This is a genomic window from Kribbella sp. NPDC006257 (assembly GCF_040613535.1).
Lineage (GTDB): Bacteria > Actinomycetota > Actinomycetes > Propionibacteriales > Kribbellaceae > Kribbella.
This window is the reverse complement of the sequence record NZ_JBEXSJ010000065.1, coordinates 1-17,597: the sequence shown is the minus strand read 5'-3', so window position 1 is coordinate 17,597 and position 17,597 is coordinate 1. Positions and strand designations below refer to the sequence as shown.

Here is a 17,597-nt window from a genome sequence, read left to right as displayed (position 1 = left end):
TCGCCGCCCCCCCCCGCCCCCCCCCCCCGCCCCCGCCCCCCCCCCCGCCGCGCCCGGCCCCGCGCTCGCGCTCGCGGGCGCGGTCGCGGCCCGCCCCCGCCACCCCCCCCCCCCCCGGGGTAGCGCGGGACCGTAGTACGTCATGTTGCGATCAGACGGTCGGGTAACCCGGCGCCGCCGGCGGCGCGCCACGCTCGGCAGCCTTCGGGTCCGGACCGTACTGGTTGTCCCCGACAACACCCTCGGTCGCGTAGAACACGATCAGGATGATCGCGCCGACACAAGGCACGAGGCCGATCAGGTACCACCAGCCACTGTGGTTGGTGTCGTGCAGCCGGCGCCACGTCACGCCGAGATGCGGCAGCAGGGTGCCGAGCACGTAGAGGCCGGCGAGCACGCCGTTGGTGTTGATCACGATATCGATCACGTACAACACGGCGACGATCACGACGTTGAAGAGCTGGAACATCCAGAACTCTTGGCGCCGCGCGCGGCCGCTGAAATCGACGTACCGCTTGAGAACATCTGTGTACCACTGCATTGCTTGCTCCGATGGTCGAAGGTGAAACGCTGACCGAGCCTGTCGGAACCCATCGGGTTCGTCAATGCAACTTTTCGCTTTGGTGACCACACCGCAACCTGACGCGCCGTAGTCCAAGCACACTTCAGCTATTCGGAACCGGTTTCGCCTGCGTGACCCGCCACAACCGGCGCGGCTCGGGGCCTTCCTGGTAGGCGTCGACGCCGCCCAGCTCCCACCGCTCGGCCAGCTCGTGGACCAGGTCGAGATCGAAGAAGCGGCCCGCGAAACCGTCCCTCGCGTAGAGCCCGTCGCCGATCTCCGTGCACTTCGGCAGGCAGGGGTCGTCGGTAGACCAAACGGTGTAGACGAACAGCCCGCCGGGGCGCAGCACCCGGTGGATCTCGTTCATCAGCGACCGCAGCTCGGTCCGCGAGAACGCCATGTTCAGCAGGACATTCGCGTAGACCGCGTTGACCGTGGCGTCGGCCGGCGGCAGCGGATCGCGGACGTCGTGCAGCGCCGCCGTCACCCGGTCGTCCAGGCCGTCGCGTTGTGCGTCCAGCCGCAACTGGTGCAGCGCCGCCTCACTGAAGTCGGTGGCGTGCACGCTGAATCCCTGCCTGGCAAGGTAAAGCGCGTCCCGGCCCTGGCCGGCGCCGAGCTCGAGCACGTCGTCGATGCCGGCCGCCTCGAACAGCCGCACGGTCCACCGCGCCGCCGCCGACGGCTCCGCGCCGTGCAGCCGCGGGTTCCCGGCGTACGCCGTCTCCCACCGATCCTGTTGAGCCCTTGCGAGCTCGATGTGTCCAGTCTTCATCTTGCTCCCCGTGGTCGTCAGCCGGTCTGGACGACCGGCTGACCCGCAGCAGCCTACGCGACGAATTGAGTAGACGTACTCAGGCGCCGTCTCGTTCCAGCTTCGATAGTGAGAAGGACACCCGAGGAGGACGCCGGATGACCGCCAACCTGCGCTGCCCCGTCTGCCAGACGGACCTACTACTCAACGTAACGATCCCCCAGTCCCAAGTTGCCCCCGGCCCCTTCCCCCACCCACAGCCGGCACCACCGATGCCCCCACTTCCGGACAACCGGATGTATCAGGGCACCTACCCGCCGCCACCACACCGTGGTATCCAGCCCGCGGCGACCTTGCCACCTGGCCGGCCGGCGGCGCGTAGTACGGGCTTTCTCCCGCCGGCTCCCCCGCTTGCTCGACCGCGACGGCGGCGTGAAGCACGCCCGCCCCGGAGGTTGAGTCCGCAGGGAACCTTGCTCGCGCTGGGCGTGCTGCTTCTGCTCGCCGCCGGCGTGACCTTCCTCGCGGTCAACTGGGACAGCCTGTCGGTCTCCATCCAGGCCTCGATCATGGCGACGCTCGCCGCCCTCGCCCTCGCCGGCTCCGTCCCCGCTAGCCGCAAGAACCTCGCCGGCACCGCCGAGGCGCTCGCCCTGCTCGGCGGCGGCCTGCTGATCGTCGACCTGTTCGGCGCCCGCGAACTCGGCCTGGTCTCCGACGCGACCATCAGCGAAACCCGGTACGCCGCCCTCTCCTTCGCGATCGTTGCCTCGATCAACCTTCTGATGACCCGGATCGCGCCGAGTGTCAAGACCTTCGGCCTCACCGCCGTGATCGCCGGCCAACTCCCGCTGACGCTGTTCCTGGTCAACCACGTCAGCATCGCCGTCTACCTGCTCGGCCTCGTCGTCCAGGTAGTCGTCACCGTCCTGTGGACGAATACGAGCACGCGCCTGCTCAAGATCACCGGCGGCATCTGCGGCGCCTTCTTCCTCTCGATCGTCTTGTTCGTCGGCACCTTCCGCGTACTCCTCGGCCTGCTTGCTGCCCATTCCTCCAGCTGGGCAGACTTCGCCGACGAACTCTTCGACGGCCCCATCACCGCCTTCGGCCCGGTCCTCGCCACCGCCGCCGTCGTCTGCCTGGCCACCGTGGCCGGAACAGTTCTCTCCCGCAAGACAGCGCTCTCTGCCTCTCTCCCGCCGAACACCATCGAGTACATCTGTAGCGCCTCCGGCGCCTTCGTCATCGCGGTCCTGCTGCCGCAGATCCCAGTCGTCGACCGCTGGTCAGCCACCGCCGCAGCCACTGGCCTGGGCCTCGCGGTGATCCTTCGACCCCGGCGTACAGGCCTTCTCACCTTCGTACTACGAATCGCCGCCGTGATCGTTGCCTCAGTCAACCTCGTGGTCTGCGCAGGACTCGCCGACCTGCAGCAGCTCGGTCTGATCTCGGCCATCATCGCCGGTCTCGCAATGCTGGCCGCCTGGCGTAAGCACGTGACGCTGACCGCCGCCACCTGGATCGCAGGATTCGGCGCCCAGCTCGCGATCCTCTTCGGTACCGCGGACGGCCTCCTCAGCACCTGGACCGGCGGCGTCGCGCTTGCTGTCGTCGGCGCGATCCTGGTCGGCTTCGCCTGCGTCTCGATCGGAAAGCCCCACGAGTCTGCTCTCCTGCTCACCGCCTTGTCCGCAGTCATCGTCGCGGAGCTCGTCATCTTGGCGGTCTCCCCCGCCACCGGAACAGGCGTCGTACTGACCATCGCGGCCGCGCCGTTGGTCGCCTACGGCATGCAGCCACGACGTCGCGACGCCCTCCTGGTGGCGGGCACCGTGCTCGTCATCGCCAACACTGCATTCGTCCTCGGCGCCGGCGCGGCCACCCTCGAATGGTTCACCCTGCCGCCGGCCGTGGTGATGCTGGCGATCGGACTGCTCCGCTGGCGGGACCAGCCCAGCTGGGTCTACCTCGGCCCCGGCCTGCTGCTCGGCCTGGTCCCGTCCGCATTGGTTGCCAACAGCAACCATGACTTCCTGCGCAGCACCTTCGTGGTGGCTGCCGCCGTCGCCGTGATGGTGATCGGCACCCGCTTCTCGCTACAGGCTCCGTTCGTGATCGGCGCGACCGTGCTGGCCAAGATCGGGCTGTGGCAGTTCCTCGAGGTCGCGCCGCTCATCCCCCGCTGGATCACCCTCGGTGCCGCTGGTGCCATCCTGCTCGCCGTCGGCGCCACCTACGAGCGCCGGCTCCAGAACGCCAAGCAGGCCGCCCGCTGGATCTCGGCCCTGCACTGAGCCACTCGCGGCGGCCGTCACAGGGCAGCGGCCGCCGCGAGTCGTTTCGTTGCCCCCTGTTGTTCCGCATACTGGTGTCACCGGACACGTGAGGCGCGGGGGGCGAATGGTCGACCAGTACGACGAACCAGAATCTTCCGACGGGCAGATCCTGGAGGCCAGACTCCTGAAGCTGCGGATGCGCGACGGCCTCGTCGCGGCCCGTCTGCGAGGAGCCGGCCGGGAACTCGCCGCACCGCTGCTCCGGCTGCCGGCCGTCCAGGGCGATGCCGAGGCTGCCGTCAACCTGGTCGGCGACTGCGTCCGCCGGATGACCATCGGCACCCATCAGATCGTCGCCGACGCGACCCTCGCCCTCGGCCTGTTCGCCGATTCCTACGCGGCCAACGGCGTCCCGCAGAAGGTGATCGACGACCTCCGCTCCGATGCCCTCGGCCGCCGCCGGCTCGCGCTGCTGAACCATTGGCATCGATTGCACGAGTCGCTCAGCTTCACCTCCGGCCCACCACCCAGCGACCGCACGTTGCGGGAAACGGTCGAGGCCCGGGTGCTGCGTGAACTCGCCTATGCCCTGGTCAGTCCGCTGCCGCCGACGGTTCTGCTCCCGGCCGACGAGCCGGTCACCCCTCAGATCCAGCACACCTCCGGCCGGGTGATCGTGGTCGGCGGTGCCGTGATGGACGCGATCTTCCGGACCAAGATGATCCCGGCACACGAGACCTCCGGGATCGCCCACGACTTCACCCTGACCCCCGGCGGCAAAGGGCTCTGGCAGGCGGTCGCCGCCGCCAAACTCGGCCTGGACGTCTCGCTGATCGCCGCCATCGGTGACGACCGCTTCGGCCGCGACATCCTGGCCTACCTGCGGGCCGAGAACGTCGACACCTCCTTGATCAAGGTGGTCCGGGGCGCCCGGACCCCGTTCACCGGCGTCGTCGAACTGGACCTCGGTGACAGCATCGCGCTGATCTGGCGCAACGACCAGGTGGTCAAGCTGGAGGTCGGCGACATCGAGGCCAAGGCGGACCAGCTGACCGGCTGCGACGCGCTCCTGCTCACCTTCGAGGTCCCCCGCGAAACCACCCAGCGGACCCTCGCCCTGGCGCACACCGATCCGGACACCCGGCCGCTGGTCATCGTCACCTCGGGCCAGCCGTACCCCGACGAGGGCATCTCGCGGGCCTCGCTCCAGCTGATCGACTACCTGGTCTCGCACGCCTGGGAGCTGGAGAAGTACAGCCCACCGGACCTGCAGCGGTTCAACCCCGACCGGGTCGGCGAACACCTGCTCTCCCGCGGTGTCGAGACCCTCTGCCTGCTCGGCAACGGCGGCGGCACCATCTACTCCGACACCGACGCCGGCACCTTCCGCCTCTCCAGCGTCTCGTCCCTCTACCGCGAGGTCTCCACCGTCCGCGACGCCTTCTGCGCAGCCCTGGCCGCCCGGCTCCTCGAGAACAACCGCACCTTCACCCGCGAGGTCGCCCACTGGGCCACCGCGGCGATGGCCTCCACCGCCGAATCCTTCGGCCAACCCGACTCCCTCCCCACCCGCGACCGCATCGAGAAGCGCCTCAAAACCCTCATGTGACGGCAGCCTGCCAATTGGCGGGCGTCCCGCGGACCGGCCGGCCTACCGGCCTTCGCCTATTTGTCCGTACATGCGGCCGATAGGCGATCCGGTCTGCGCGCCGGCCGCCAATAATCACGGATTGACGGTCAATTGCCGTGGCCCATGCTGGGATCACCAAGGCAAGACGGAAGCCCAACGAAGTGCGACCGCCACGAAAGCTCAACGAGAGAAGACCTATCAGCCGCGAAAGCGAGGGATCCCAATGTCACCCAACGACACCCTGGTATTCATCCTGATAGCGCTGGCCGTCGTCCTGCTGGTCAAGTTCCGCAAACTGGTCACGACCGCCCTGATCGTGGCGGCGGCAACAGCCTTCTTCTACGGCGTCTACAAGGTCCCGACCGTCCTGAACGAGATCTTCGACGTCACCAACTTGCACTGACAGGCATCATCCACCGAGCCGGAGAAGGACAGTGGCGGACCACGACTACGAATCACCTGACGCGTTGATCCTGGTTCATGTGCTGGAGAAACTCCGCGCACGCGACGGCCTGACTCTCGCCCGGCTGCAGACGGGCCGAGAGGAGGCCGCGTCCCTCCTCCGGCTGCACGCCACCCAACGCTTCGCCGACGTCGATCAGGTCTCGCTGCCCGCCGCGGTCATCGGCGTCGTCTCGCACTGCGTCCTCGAAACCATCGACGGAACCCAGCGAATCGTCGCCGACGCCATCCTCGCGCTCGGTCTCTTTGCCGATGAGTACCGACAGCACGGGATCGAAGACCGCATCGTCCAAGCCCTTCGATCCAACTCGCTGGGTGTCCGCCGGACCGCCCTGCTCACCAACTGGCGAAGCCTCCATGCGGCACTGGGTCTGCCGCCGGGCGAACCGCCGAGCGACCGGACGCTGCGCGGCACGATCGAACATGACGTACTCCGGGAGCTCGCCTGCCAATTGGTCCGGCGCGAGGTCAACTCGGTCGGCTCGCGCAACGCGATGCGGCCGGCCCGCGGACCGGCGTACGAGACGCGTTCGAGGACGGCCGCGGTGAACGGTGCTGTGCCCCGGTCGACAGGCCGGGTGATCGTGATCGGCGGCGCGGTCATGGACGCCACCTTCCGGACCAGGAACCTTCCCGCACGGGAGACCTCGAGCGAGGCTTACGGTTTCGATCTCTCCCCCGGCGGCAAGGGCGTCTCGCAGGCGGTGGCAGCCGCCCGGCTCGGCCTGAACGTGCGGCTCATCGCAGCCGTCGCCGACGACCGCTTCGGACAGGAGATCACCGAGTATCTCCGCGACGAGGGTGTCGACATCTCACTGCTGAAGGTGATCCCGCAGGCAAGGACCCCGTTCACCGGCGTCATCGAGCTGGAGCTGGGTGACAGCATTGCGGTCAATTGGCGAAACCAGCAGGAGGTCCGGCTCGATCCCGGCGACATCGACGCCCTGGCCGATGAGCTGATCGACTGCGACGCCGTCCTGGTCACCTTCGAGGCACCGCGTGAGACCGTGCAGCACGCCCTCGGAGCGATCCACTCGGCGGACGACAATCGGCCACTCGTCATCGTCACCCCCGGTCAGCCGTACCAGGACGCCGCCTTGGCCCGCCGTTCGCTCGCTCAGATCGACTTCCTGGTCGCACATCCGTGGGAACTCGCCGGCTACTCGCCGCGCGGCGGGGAGAGATTCGACCCGGACCCGGTCGCCCGTCACCTCCTCGCCTGCGGAGTCGATAACCTCTGCCTGCTCGTGAACGGCGGGTGCACCGTCTACAACGCCACCGGGCTCGAGACGTTCAGCGTGCCGGGCTTCCCGTCGATCTACAGAGAATCCTCGGCCGCTCGGGACGCCTTCTGTGCGGGCCTTGCCGCCCAACTGATCGACCACGCCGGCAAGTTCGACGAACAGATCGCACTCTGGGCCACGGCAGCCATGTCCTGCGCCACCGCCGACTTCCCGCTGTCCAATTCGATGCCCGACCGCCGTCGGGTCGACGCCCTGCTCAGCCGCTCCCGCTTCCTCGTCAAGCCGCAGTAGTTCTCAGCGTCGCAGCGGAACCAGTTCTTCCGTCACTGCCTCGGTCGCCCCGTCGATCCGGCAACAGAAAATGCTCGACGGCTGCAGCCTGACCGCACTCGGTGTCACCTCGATGCCGAACTCCACGGCGATCTGCGCCAGATTGGCCGTTCCGAACCGCTCACGGAGTTGCCGCGGGCTGACGTAGTTGCCGTCCAAGTAGAGGTACGGACGAGGGCTGATCCGCATCCACTCCTTCCAGTTGGCTCCCTTGTAGCTGATCCCGTTGAAGCCGACGTTCGGATCGACGGCAGTCGTCAGCAGCTTGGCGGTCGGCTCATCCGTGCTCATGGCCCTTCTGACCTTCGCCAGCAGAAAGGAAGTCGCGTTCCGCGGAGCAACACCGAAGGAGTACATCCTGGAGACATCCCAGACGTTCTCCGGAAGGATGCCGAACCGGCGAAGCAGCTGCTTCGCGACCGGCTTCCACTGCAACGGCGAGATACTGCACACACTGACCGGCCGGCCGTGGACGGGATCCAGCAAGGCGAAGTTCTTCGAGTCCTTCCGCGCATTCTTCAGGTAGTGCAGATTCGCGAAGATGTCGTTCGCCTCGGAGGGGCCGTAGTTCTCCACGAACACGAGATTCTTCGCTTCGGCGAACCCATCGGTCGGGATCAGGCCGCGCACCCGCGTCTCGTCGGCGTGCAGCTCGTCGGCCCGCCGGTCGAGTTCCGTGTCGACCTCTTCCCACGACAGCGCACCATCCGCGGCCGCCACCCGCGGTAGATGGAGGAGCGTGCGCGTACGCAATGAGCGCCAGTCGAGACCAGCAGCCTTGGCCTTCTGCTTGGTTCGCTCGATGAACAGCGGATCAGGCACCGAGACATCATCCGACTCCGGCCGGAGGCAAGCAGCGAGCGTCGTCAACGACAACCCGATCGCCTCCTGTCTGACCTTTCAACCGGTCAGGCGCGAGGCAAACGCTACCTGAGTCGTCAGCCGGTTGGCGCGGACAGCGTGGCGAGCTCGGGTTCCGCGACCGGGGCGGTCAGCTGCCGGAGCGTTTCGAAGCGTTCCCAGACATGGTCTTCGCTCAGCTCGTCGAACGACCGGCGGCTGTCGGCGCGGTACTCGATCAGTCGATCCATCAACCGGTCGTGCCGTTCGAACAGGACAGGGGTGTCGTGCAGGACCTTGAACTGGTCGCAGGTCACGTCGACCACCAACCGTTCGGCGGAGCTGCCGAACTCGAGCCAGCAGTGGAACTCGAACGTCTCACCGGTGCCGCCGTCGACGACGTCGCCGTAGCAATACGTTGCCTCGGTCATGGACCGGAACCGCTCGCCCAGCTTCCACAGGATCCAAGCGGAACTGACACCGCATTGCCCGCGGGAAATCGGCCGGCCGGCCGACGGCTCGCCGAGGTAGCTCGGATGAATCGTTGCGTCGGACCAGACCGCGGCCAGCTGCTGCCGATAGCCGAGCAGCAGCCGGTACAGGTCTTCGTCGGCCACGAGGGGGTCTCTTTCTGCGGAGTCGGCGCTCATGACGCCGGGGACCCCATCACATCGATCTGCGCCATACAGGCGTCATACTCCTCAAACGAAGAAGGTAGCTCTCGGTGGCATCCTAGCTACCCGCGGTTGATCGTCCGCAGCGGCCCCCCGATGACGGATGCGTTATTCCACCGCCCCGGCGTACCGCTCCGCAAGGACAAAAGAGGACATTTTGCGATAAATCCGGCCAGCTCAGTTTCCGGTCGGCCAGCGGCGGGTAGGCGGCTGCCCTTCGATGCCCCACAAGGGGTTCGGCATCCGGCCGGTGACGGGGACCGGGGGGCGGGTGTCGAGGTCGGCGTAGCCGGAGGTCAGGCGGTAGCCGTTGAGGGGGTAGCGGGCGAAGGTTTCGCCGAGCAGGGCGGTGCCGGCCAGGCGGTCGGCGTACTGGGGGAAGGTTTCGGTGTAGAGCTCGATCTCGCCGCGGAGTTGGGACCAGAGGTGGCCGGGCGGGAGGAGGGAGGCATCGGTGAGGATGGCGTCCAGAGGGCCTAGGACGCCGAGGAAGAGGGCATCGACGAGGTATTGGCGGAGGATGTGCCAGGGCTTGCGTGGGAGGACCCGATGGTGGCTGTCGGGTTCGATGCCGCGGGCCGGGATCGGGTCGGTGGAGACGTTGATGTCGTCGACCAGGTCCTTCACGACGATGCGGGCCGGGCGTCCGTCGGGGCCGCAGATGACGGCGAGGTTCTCGCCGTGCGGGTTCACCGTGATGCCGTAGTGGTGCATGAGGTGCAGCAGCGGTCGCATCAGGGCGGACAGCAGATCCCCGACCCAGGTCGAGGCATCGGACTCCCCGATCAACGCAGCCACCAACGGCTCCCCCGCGACATCACGATGCAGTACTGCGGCCAGCGGCCAAACACTTTCGCCAGGCTGCAGCCGTGGCTCCACCGACTCCCGCCAAATGCACCCGAGTGTCTCGGTCCACTGATAGGGCACTCCCGGCGAGAAGGACAACTGCGGATGCCGCACGGTCACCGATGCGACCTCGCCCAACAGCTCGGTCCCCAGCCGCCCCAGCACCTCGTCGCGATCCCACAGCCCGCGCAACCACTGCGTCACGAGCGGAGCCGCCAGTGTGCAGTGCTCCGGTATCCCCCGATACACAGAAGTGTTCAGGATCTTCAGCGGCAACTTCACCTGGTACCGCTCCAAGGACGACACGTTCACCATCGTCCGGATCGACTGTGTCGGCAGGTACTCGTCCGGCCCTTCCCCGAGAACCACGATCTCCCCGCTAGCCAGCTCACGAGCCCACTGCGTCCGTACTACGTGGTCGAGTTGCCACGGATGACAGGGCAACCAGACGTAGGCATCCGGGTCGTCCAGCCGGCTACGGAACTCCTCCAACGAGGACCCGAGCTCCTGTCCGACAACAGCGTGCTCCGACAAAGACGGCGTACCGCGGAACTCCGCTAGCCCTCGCCGTACGGCCAGCCAGACCAAGCGGAGCGGCGTACGGGCCTCTGGGGTGTAGAGAGCGCTGTCTGCGGCAGAGAAACCCAAGCGGCCCTTGTTGGCGACCAGCAACGGATGGCCGGTCAGATGCCCTTCCAGGCCGGTGTGATGAAGCTCGAGCAAGGAAGCATTCGACACAGCTGAGGAACCCATCCGTACGTCGGCAGCCAGCGTGCTCGACAGCTCGGCGACGTAACCGGCCACGGTAGAACCAGGGAGATTGAGCAAGGAAGCAGCGTCGACCAGGAACTGCACCGGGTCGTCGCAGACCTCGCTCTCGTCATTGCCGAGAATGCCCGAGGTGGTACGCCGCACTGAGCCAGGCACAACCCGGTAGCTCCCGAAAGAGCCACGGCTATAAGCAAACGTGTACGTCACACCGCCAAGTTCCAAGCGATCGTCGACGGGTCGCAGCAATTCCTCCGTGCACAGCTGCGAGATCAGTTTCGCCAGCAGCTCTGAAGACTTCGACGGCCAGCTCATCCGGGAATGGTGAAGCTGGTGAAGGCGGTGGACTTCGGCAACCGGTAGACCTCACGCCCGGCAATGCTGTTGAGGATGGTGGCGTTGCGGATGGCACCGATCCCAAGATCCGGCGCGGCCACCCCGTGGCTGTGCAGATCGGCATTCGCTACGAACAGCCGACCTTCCAGAACGGAAGAGGCGACACTGTGATCCCTGTTGACCACCCAGCGCCCAGCAGCGTCGCGCTGCACCAGAGGATCGACAGCCGTCAGGAAGGGCAATGGTCGATTGCGATATCCCGTGGCTGCGACAACGACATCGGTGACGTGCTCGAAGCACCGTCCGCTGTCCGTATGACGCAACCGCAACTCCACACCATCCGCGCGAGCCACAGCACTTTCAACGGCTACGCCAACGCGCAGCTCGATTGGTGGCGCCAGGGAAGTCCCCAGGTCTCGCTGGTAGAGCACGTCGTGGATGTCTTCCAGCGTGTCCGAGGAGATCCCCTTGTAGTGCCGCCACTGATCCTTGACCAGCTTGTCGCGCACAGGCTCGTCCAGTGCATGGAAGTAGTCCACGTACGACGGAGTCGTCATCTCCAGCACCAGCTTGGAGTAGTCCAGTGGCGTGAAGGCCGCAGTACGAGTCAGCCAGCCCACTGCCGGCTTCTCTGCACGCAGCAGGTCCAGTACGCACTCCGCACCGGACTGTCCGGACCCGACCACTGTGACTCGCCCTGCCTGCAGCAGCTCGTCGCGGCGGAACAGGTAGTCAGCAGAGTGCAGCAAGCGCTCCGGCGGCAGGTCGGCCAGCGCAGCGGGCACCAACGGCTCCGACCCGACACCAAGAACCACGTGCCGAGCCTTGAAGACAGATGTCGTCCCTGCGTGCTCCACCGTCAGCACAAAGGCGTCACCGTCCCACTCGACAGCAGTGACATGGTGACCGAAACGCACCGAGTCCAACTGAGCAACACACCACCGGAGATAAGCCTCGTACTCTCTGCGCGTCGGGTGGAACTTCTCCCGCACGTAGAACTGGTAGAGCCGGTCGTTGTCCCGCAGGTACGACAGGAACGACAGCGGATGAGCGGGCTCGACCAGGCTGACCAGGTCCGCCATGAACGACACCTGCAGCATGGCGTCGTCGAACATCAGCCCGCGATGCCAAGTGAACTCAGGCCGGCTGTCCAGCACCGTCAGTTGCAGGTCGTCCACCGTCGAGCCCAGCGCCGCCAGGCCGAGGTTGAACGGCCCACAGCCGATCGCGATCACGTCGTATGTCATCTCACGCCTCTCTGCCGCGCACCAGCAGATGCGCTCGTTTCTCAGGTAGCTCCAGCTCCGCCTGCCGAACGAATCCCGCAGCTTCGAAGGCACGCACCGACGGAACGTTCAGCACGGACGGCTCGGCCACCACCCGGTCGCACAACGGATCGGCCCGGAACAAAGCATCTGCCAGCGCCCGGATCAGCCGCCGGCCGAGACCTCGCCCGACAAAGCTGGTGTCACCGATCGCGAGGTGCATACCCCAGTCATGCTCCTGCCACACGTAGTACTCCGCCAGGCGGTCGTAGCGGACCCGGTACAGCTCGACGTACGCCAGCTCAACTCCGTCCAGCACAGTCATGCACGGAATCGTGTGCTCCCCCGCTGCCAGCCGCGAGATCTCCTCGACCCACCGCGACTCCGGCCAGTCCTGCTCCCACCACGGGAGAATGTGCGGCCGGGTCATCCAGCTAGCGACCAGCGCCGCATCATCAAGAGCCGCAGGCCTCAGGTCGAAGCCGTCGTCGAGATGGAGCAACGGGGCAAGCTCACACCTCACTGCTGCCCCAGCCGCAGCGGGTTGGGGATGTCCAGATAGACCGACTGCGCGTCCAGTGGAGCCACCACCTCGTCGATACCGCGCAGCCGCGTCATCATGTTCGCCTTGCACGGCAGCTGGTCCGCTGACAACCACCGCTGCGCCAGCCGATCACCATCAGGCCCAGCAGCCTTCAACAACGGCAGCGCCAAGGACAACCGATCCCGTACGACGGCCAGCAGGTCGTCCTCATCCGCAAGGCCATCAACACCCAGGCACCCCACGACAGCCAGCGCCTGATTGTGCAACAGGTAGTAGGTCAGCCGGTCGTCCACAATCGCGTCATTGACCACAGCGAGCGTGGACTCCGAGAGACCAGTCACCGACAACAGGTCATGCAGGTACGACGAGGCAAGGTAGTAGCCCTGGTTGTCGCGATAAGCACCACCAGTGATCTGACCGGAGTCGTTCAGCCGGATCAATGTGTTCTGCTGATGCGCCTCCAACCCAATACCGGTCTCTGCATAGAGATGCAGCATCGGCACCAGCACCTGGTCGACATACGACGCCACCCAGCCAGCAGGATCAGCAGCAGCCAGATCACTCAGCCGGGATCGGTAGCCAGGCCGAGGAGCCACCAGGCCTGCCAGGCACGCGTAGTCGTCAACACCAGAAGGAACTTCCCGTACTGCGACGTCGAGCCCAGTCAACGTCGGCCCACCCTCATCGAGCGCCACCCACGCCGGGTCCCGGACGATAGAGAACTGCGGATGGGCGCTCGCAGTACCGGCGTTGTAAGCCGCGTCGAGTAGCCGGTTGATCTCCAGACCACGACGAAGCTCTGTCCGCGTGGACTCCCGCCGGGAGTTGGTGATGCGCAGACCGAGCGACAGCTTCAGCATCACCGGCAGGTCCGGGTGATACACGGTCCGGAGGGACGAGGTCGGATACCACTGAGCACCCAGCGCTCCGAGAGGCTTCACTCGGCCTTCAGCAATCAACCGAGCTACCCGCGGTCGCGCGGCAACCGCCTCCGCTTGCCACGGGTGCGCAGGAATCAGCACTGTGCCCTCGGCAGGCGTGATGCCGGCCAGCGCAGCCATCAACTGCAGAGCGTCCAGTCCCTGCAGCGATGGCGCGCCGGACACGTGGTCCGACGACACCAGCTCGGCGTCGGCTTCGAACCAGTGCACCGCGAAGCGGCCACCGAGCTCCGGCGAGTACGCCGTCAGCTCGGCACCGCTCAGTCCGTCCCGGCTCTTCGGCGCCGGGTGGTTCAGATGACCGAACAGCAGCGCCTGCTCGGTCTCCAGGAAACGTCCCGGCCCGCGCTCACCGTGGTCGGCGGTGAACAGCTCAACGTTGCGCACCGACTCCGCAGTACGGGCTGCCAGGTCGTCGATCTCGTCCGGGTCCGCGTCGGCCGACAGCAGTCGCACCAGGTCTTCCGGCGCGACCGGCGAGCCGTCCGCCAGGACGTCGGTGAAGGTGTGCAGCCCGGTTCGCGACGCGTGCTGCACGACGGCCGTCACGCCCCCGACGTCCAGCTTCAGCGGGCCGGGCGAGACCTGCACCGACCTCTCCCGGGTGTAGCACCGCAGAATCGCGTTCAGGTGTGCCTCGACCGCCACCGATGTTGTCACGCAGCTCCCCCTCTGTTCGGCAAAACGTCTTCGTCGGCCAGGACTTCGTGGCCGGCGGCCACGACCTGGTCGAGCAATCTCTCGATATCCGGCTGCGTCGTGTTCGGGTTCAGCAGCGTGAGCTTCAACGCCACCACCGCCGGTCCACCGGCGCGTGCCGGCACCCGGGTCCGCCCGATCAGCGCCCGGCCCGAGGTCAGCAGCCGGCGCCGTACCTCACCCTGCACGGCATCCAGGTCCACCGCCGCCGGTCCGGTCACCCGGAACACGACCGTGGTCAGCGTCACCGGCGCCAGCAACTCAAGGTTGCTATCGGCAACGATCCTGGCCGCGGCGGCCTCCGCGAGCTCGTGACAGGCATCGAGCATCTTGCCCAGTCCGGCCCGGCCGTACGCCGTCAACGTGGTCGCGACCTTCACCGCGTCCGGCCGACGCGTCGTCTGCAGGCTACGACCGAGCAGGCCGTCCAGTCCGGAGTCCACGTCGTCGGCCGGGTTCAGATAGTCCACCGACCGGCCGAACGAGGCGAACCGATTCCGGTCCGCCACCAGCAGCACGCTCGTCGCGGCCGGCTGCCAGCCGATCTTGTGCAGATCCAGCGTCACCGAGTCCGCGACCGGCAACTCGGCGAGCAGTGGAGCCAGCCGATCCGAGAACAAAGCGCCGAACCCGTACGCCGCGTCGACGTGCACCCAAGCGCCATAGGCCCGCGCCAGCGAGGCGATCGCGGCAATCGGGTCCACCGACCCGTAGTCCGTAGTACCGGCCGTCGCCACCACGGCGACCGGCGTCCGGCCCGGCTTGGCCAGCTCGGCTTCCAGCAGGTCGAGCCGCATCCGGAAGTCGTCGTCGCACGCGATCGGGATGACCGCTTCCTCGCCGAGCCCGAGGGCCGCGCACGCGCGCTGGATCGAGAAGTGCGCGAGCTCCGAGCAGAACACGACCGGCTGCGCGAGCCTCTGTACGCCGTACCGCCGGGCGTCGATACCGGTCCGGCCCGCTGCGCTGTCCCGCGCGATCAGCAGGGCGAGCAGGTTGGAGATCGAGCCGCCCGGGGTGAGGACACCATCCGCGTCGGGCCCGAAACCGGCCAGGCCGGCCAGTGACCGGACCACCCACTGCTCGATCGCGAGCGTCGCCGGACCGGAGTCATAGGTGTCCATCGACGCATTGCTCGCCGACGCCAGCGCGTCCGCATCGACCGCGACCTGCAGCACCGGCGGCTGTAGATGAGCAGCGGCATGCGGATGACTGAGGTCGATGCCTTCGGTAGCGAGCAGGCCCGCGATCAGATCCAGGGCCGCCGACTCCCCGACGCCCGTCGACGGCAGCCGTGGCTCGCCCAGCACCGCCGCGACCCGGCCGAGCACCTCGCCCGGCGCGCCGGCCGGCAACGGCCCCCGCTCCGGATCGGTGACCGTGGAGGCGAGTGGCCACTGGGCGGTCAGTGGTGGCAGCGCGATCAGAGGGGCGGGTTGAGGCATGCCGGATCTCCTGAGGAAAGTTGTTCAGTAAGGCAACCCTTACTAAGGCATGCCTAACTTACCCATCCCCTGCCGGGCAACGCCAATCGGGGTCCGGAGTCAGCGGCCGTACGGCGTGCGGGTCAGGATGAAGGTGGCGACATTCAGATGGCTGATCTCGTCGCCGTCGCGGACGACCCGTAGGCGCTCCCCCGCGAAGTACCCGTCCCGGCCGCGGTAGAGATCCGGGCCGATCGGTGAGAAGCGCGAGTTCATCGCGCCGGACAGCTGCAGGATCCCGGTCACGGCGCTGAACGTCAGCGGCGTGTTGCCCCAGTACCAATGCCCGAGCAGCTCCTCGCCCTGGGCCAGCTCCACCTCCGGCACCCACTCCGGCGGCAAGGCCGGCTCGTACGACGCCACGATCCGCATCAGGTCCAGCGGCACCGACGCACACCGCCCGTACGTCGCGTTCGCCAGCGTCACCCCACCGATCCGGCGAACCCGGTCGACGAACAGCCCGGCGACGAAGCCCGGCATCGACCCGGTGTGCCCGACGAACAGGTGCGGGTCATCGGCGTGCAACCGCAGCCCCAGCCCGTACGACGCGGTCAGTGCCTCGCGCGGATCGGCTGCCGCCGGCGCCGCCATCTCGTCGATCGTGTCCCGGCTGAGGATGTCGTAGCCGGGGTCGATCCAGAACGCAGCGTACTTCGCCAGGTCCTCGATCGTGCTCCACAGCTGCCCGGCCGGAGCCATCGCACCGGCGTCGTAGGCCGGCTCATGCTCGAGTCGCCCACTGAACGGGTGCACCGAGAAGCCTTGCGCAGCAGGGCGGACCGGGAAGTACGTCGTACGGCGCATCTCCAGGGGGTCGAGGATCCGGGCCGCGACCAGCTCCATCCAGGGCTCGCCGCGGAGTCTGGCGACCACCTCGCCGAGCAGGCCGTAGCCGAGGTTGGAGTAGTGATGCCTGCGATCCGGTTTACCGGCCGCCTGGGCCTCGTCCATCCCTGCCGTCAGAGCCTCGAAGGAGACGCCAGGGTTGCGTTCCCACCAGTCGCCCTCGGGCTCGGCGTTCATCCCACCCGAGTGCGCCAGCAGCTGCCGGATCGTCAGGTCGCCGTACGCGATCCCCGGAAGATGCTTGCCTACGGCATCGTTCAGCGAGAGCAGTCCGTCGTCGCGGCACTGCATGACCAGGATCGCGGTCATCGTCTTCGTGATCGAGCCGATCCGGTACTGCACGTCCGGCCCGACCGTCAGCCCGTCCGTGGTGGCGAACTGCCCTCGCGAACCGGTCCACGCCAGCGCGCCGTCCTGCAGCACCCCGGCCGTGATCGACGGCAACTTCCACTCACTCTGAGCCGCCGCAACCTCGGCGTACAGGGCAGCAGCAGTATCGGGGCGCAAAGTCACTCGAAGCTCCAGTGCAGGTGTTGGGCAGACCAGCCTATGCGACCCAGTCCGCCGCCCCGGGATCCGGCTGCCCGTTGGGGTCGAAGAGTCTGCGCCCCGGCCTGACCCGGTGACCGGCGAACCGCAGCGAGCCGTCGGCTTTACTCGTCGGGGAGGTGAAGACCACTTGGCCGACAGGGAACTGCGGGTGCTGCTGGCCGACGCGCATCCAGTTGTCCGCAGCGGCCTTCGTGCTGTCCTCGAGACGGTGCCGCTCCTCGACGTCGTAGCGGAGGCGGATTCGGCCGGCGCCACCACCCGCGCGGTGCTGCTGCACCACCCGGATGTCGTCGTCCTGGACCTCGACCTGGGCGAGCGCACGGTCGCGGAGGTACTGCGGTCCGCACCGCGCACCCGGGTGCTGGTGTTCACGATGACGGACCGGGACGCCTCGATCGTCGCCGCGCTCCGCGCCGGGGCACTGGGGTACGTGCTCAAAGATGCGGCGCACGACAGCATCGTCCGCGCGATCCGCGGGGTCGCCGCCGGTGAGGCCGTGCTGGGGCCGACCGTCGCGCGCCGGCTCGGTGGGCTGGTC

Annotated in this window: 15 protein-coding genes; 5 read left to right on the top strand and 10 right to left on the bottom strand. The window is 67.3% G+C overall.

The genetic code is table 11. The features are described 5' to 3' along the window. Positions 1 to 151 precede the first annotated feature (151 nt). The gene (locus tag ABZ004_RS39990) at positions 152 to 541 is read right to left on the bottom strand and encodes a DUF805 domain-containing protein (RefSeq protein WP_355687462.1); all 390 of its coding nucleotides are present in this window, start codon (positions 539 to 541) and stop codon (positions 152 to 154) included. 124 nt (positions 542 to 665) lie between these two features. Further along, positions 666 to 1,340, bottom strand: coding sequence for a class I SAM-dependent methyltransferase (locus ABZ004_RS39985; RefSeq protein ID WP_355687460.1), 675 nt, complete (start codon positions 1,338 to 1,340; stop codon positions 666 to 668). A 137-nt stretch (positions 1,341 to 1,477) separates the two neighbouring features. Here ABZ004_RS39985 and ABZ004_RS39980 point away from each other — a divergent pair, with 137 nt between their 5' ends. The 4 genes from ABZ004_RS39980 (at position 1,478) to ABZ004_RS39965 (ending at position 7,225) form a co-directional block, all read left to right on the top strand. After that, positions 1,478 to 3,616, top strand: coding sequence for a DUF2157 domain-containing protein (locus ABZ004_RS39980; RefSeq protein ID WP_355687458.1), 2,139 nt, complete (start codon positions 1,478 to 1,480; stop codon positions 3,614 to 3,616). Positions 3,617 to 3,722: 106 nt separating this feature from the next. Continuing rightward, on the top strand, positions 3,723 to 5,207 hold the full coding sequence (locus tag ABZ004_RS39975; protein WP_355687456.1) for a PfkB family carbohydrate kinase: 1,485 nt from the start codon (positions 3,723 to 3,725) through the stop codon (positions 5,205 to 5,207). Between the two features lie 244 nt (positions 5,208 to 5,451). After that, positions 5,452 to 5,631, top strand: a complete 180-nt coding sequence (locus ABZ004_RS39970; RefSeq protein ID WP_355687454.1) for a hypothetical protein — start codon at positions 5,452 to 5,454, stop codon at positions 5,629 to 5,631. A 31-nt stretch (positions 5,632 to 5,662) separates the two neighbouring features. Further along, the gene (locus ABZ004_RS39965; RefSeq protein ID WP_355687452.1) at positions 5,663 to 7,225 is read left to right on the top strand and encodes a carbohydrate kinase family protein; all 1,563 of its coding nucleotides are present in this window, start codon (positions 5,663 to 5,665) and stop codon (positions 7,223 to 7,225) included. A 3-nt stretch (positions 7,226 to 7,228) separates the two neighbouring features. Here ABZ004_RS39965 and ABZ004_RS39960 read toward each other — a convergent pair whose 3' ends face one another. The 8 genes from ABZ004_RS39960 to ABZ004_RS39925 all read right to left on the bottom strand — a co-directional run bounded on the left by ABZ004_RS39960 (position 7,229) and on the right by ABZ004_RS39925 (position 17,020). After that, positions 7,229 to 8,086, bottom strand: a complete 858-nt coding sequence (locus ABZ004_RS39960) for a hypothetical protein (RefSeq protein ID WP_355687450.1) — start codon at positions 8,084 to 8,086, stop codon at positions 7,229 to 7,231. A 116-nt stretch (positions 8,087 to 8,202) separates the two neighbouring features. Beyond that, complete coding sequence (locus tag ABZ004_RS39955; protein WP_355687449.1) at positions 8,203 to 8,721, bottom strand: hypothetical protein; 519 nt, start codon at positions 8,719 to 8,721, stop codon at positions 8,203 to 8,205. A gap of 234 nt (positions 8,722 to 8,955) precedes the next feature. Further along, positions 8,956 to 10,707 (bottom strand): IucA/IucC family protein, encoded by a 1,752-nt coding sequence (locus tag ABZ004_RS39950; protein WP_355687447.1) that lies wholly within the window; start codon positions 10,705 to 10,707, stop codon positions 8,956 to 8,958. After that, a complete protein-coding gene (locus ABZ004_RS39945; RefSeq protein ID WP_355687445.1) occupies positions 10,704 to 11,975 on the bottom strand; it encodes a SidA/IucD/PvdA family monooxygenase in 1,272 nt (423 codons plus the stop codon). The genes ABZ004_RS39950 and ABZ004_RS39945 overlap by 4 nt, the downstream gene beginning before the upstream one ends. Before the next feature lies 1 nt (position 11,976). Next, positions 11,977 to 12,495, bottom strand: coding sequence for a GNAT family N-acetyltransferase (locus ABZ004_RS39940; protein ID WP_355687443.1), 519 nt, complete (start codon positions 12,493 to 12,495; stop codon positions 11,977 to 11,979). A 17-nt stretch (positions 12,496 to 12,512) separates the two neighbouring features. Then, positions 12,513 to 14,138 carry an IucA/IucC family protein gene (locus ABZ004_RS39935; protein ID WP_355687441.1) on the bottom strand — a complete coding sequence of 542 codons (1,626 nt, stop codon included), beginning with the start codon at positions 14,136 to 14,138 and terminating at the stop codon, positions 12,513 to 12,515. Then, positions 14,135 to 15,622: a pyridoxal-dependent decarboxylase gene (locus ABZ004_RS39930; RefSeq protein WP_355687439.1), complete on the bottom strand. Its 1,488-nt coding sequence runs from the start codon at positions 15,620 to 15,622 to the stop codon at positions 14,135 to 14,137. The genes ABZ004_RS39935 and ABZ004_RS39930 overlap by 4 nt, the downstream gene beginning before the upstream one ends. Before the next feature lie 99 nt (positions 15,623 to 15,721). Next, positions 15,722 to 17,020, bottom strand: a complete 1,299-nt coding sequence (locus tag ABZ004_RS39925) for a serine hydrolase domain-containing protein (RefSeq protein WP_355687437.1) — start codon at positions 17,018 to 17,020, stop codon at positions 15,722 to 15,724. Positions 17,021 to 17,186: 166 nt separating this feature from the next. Between ABZ004_RS39925 and ABZ004_RS39920 the strand changes: the two genes are divergently transcribed. Further along, positions 17,187 to 17,597, top strand: a 411-nt coding sequence (locus ABZ004_RS39920) for a response regulator transcription factor (RefSeq protein ID WP_355687435.1), incomplete at its 3' end; no start/stop codon positions are given.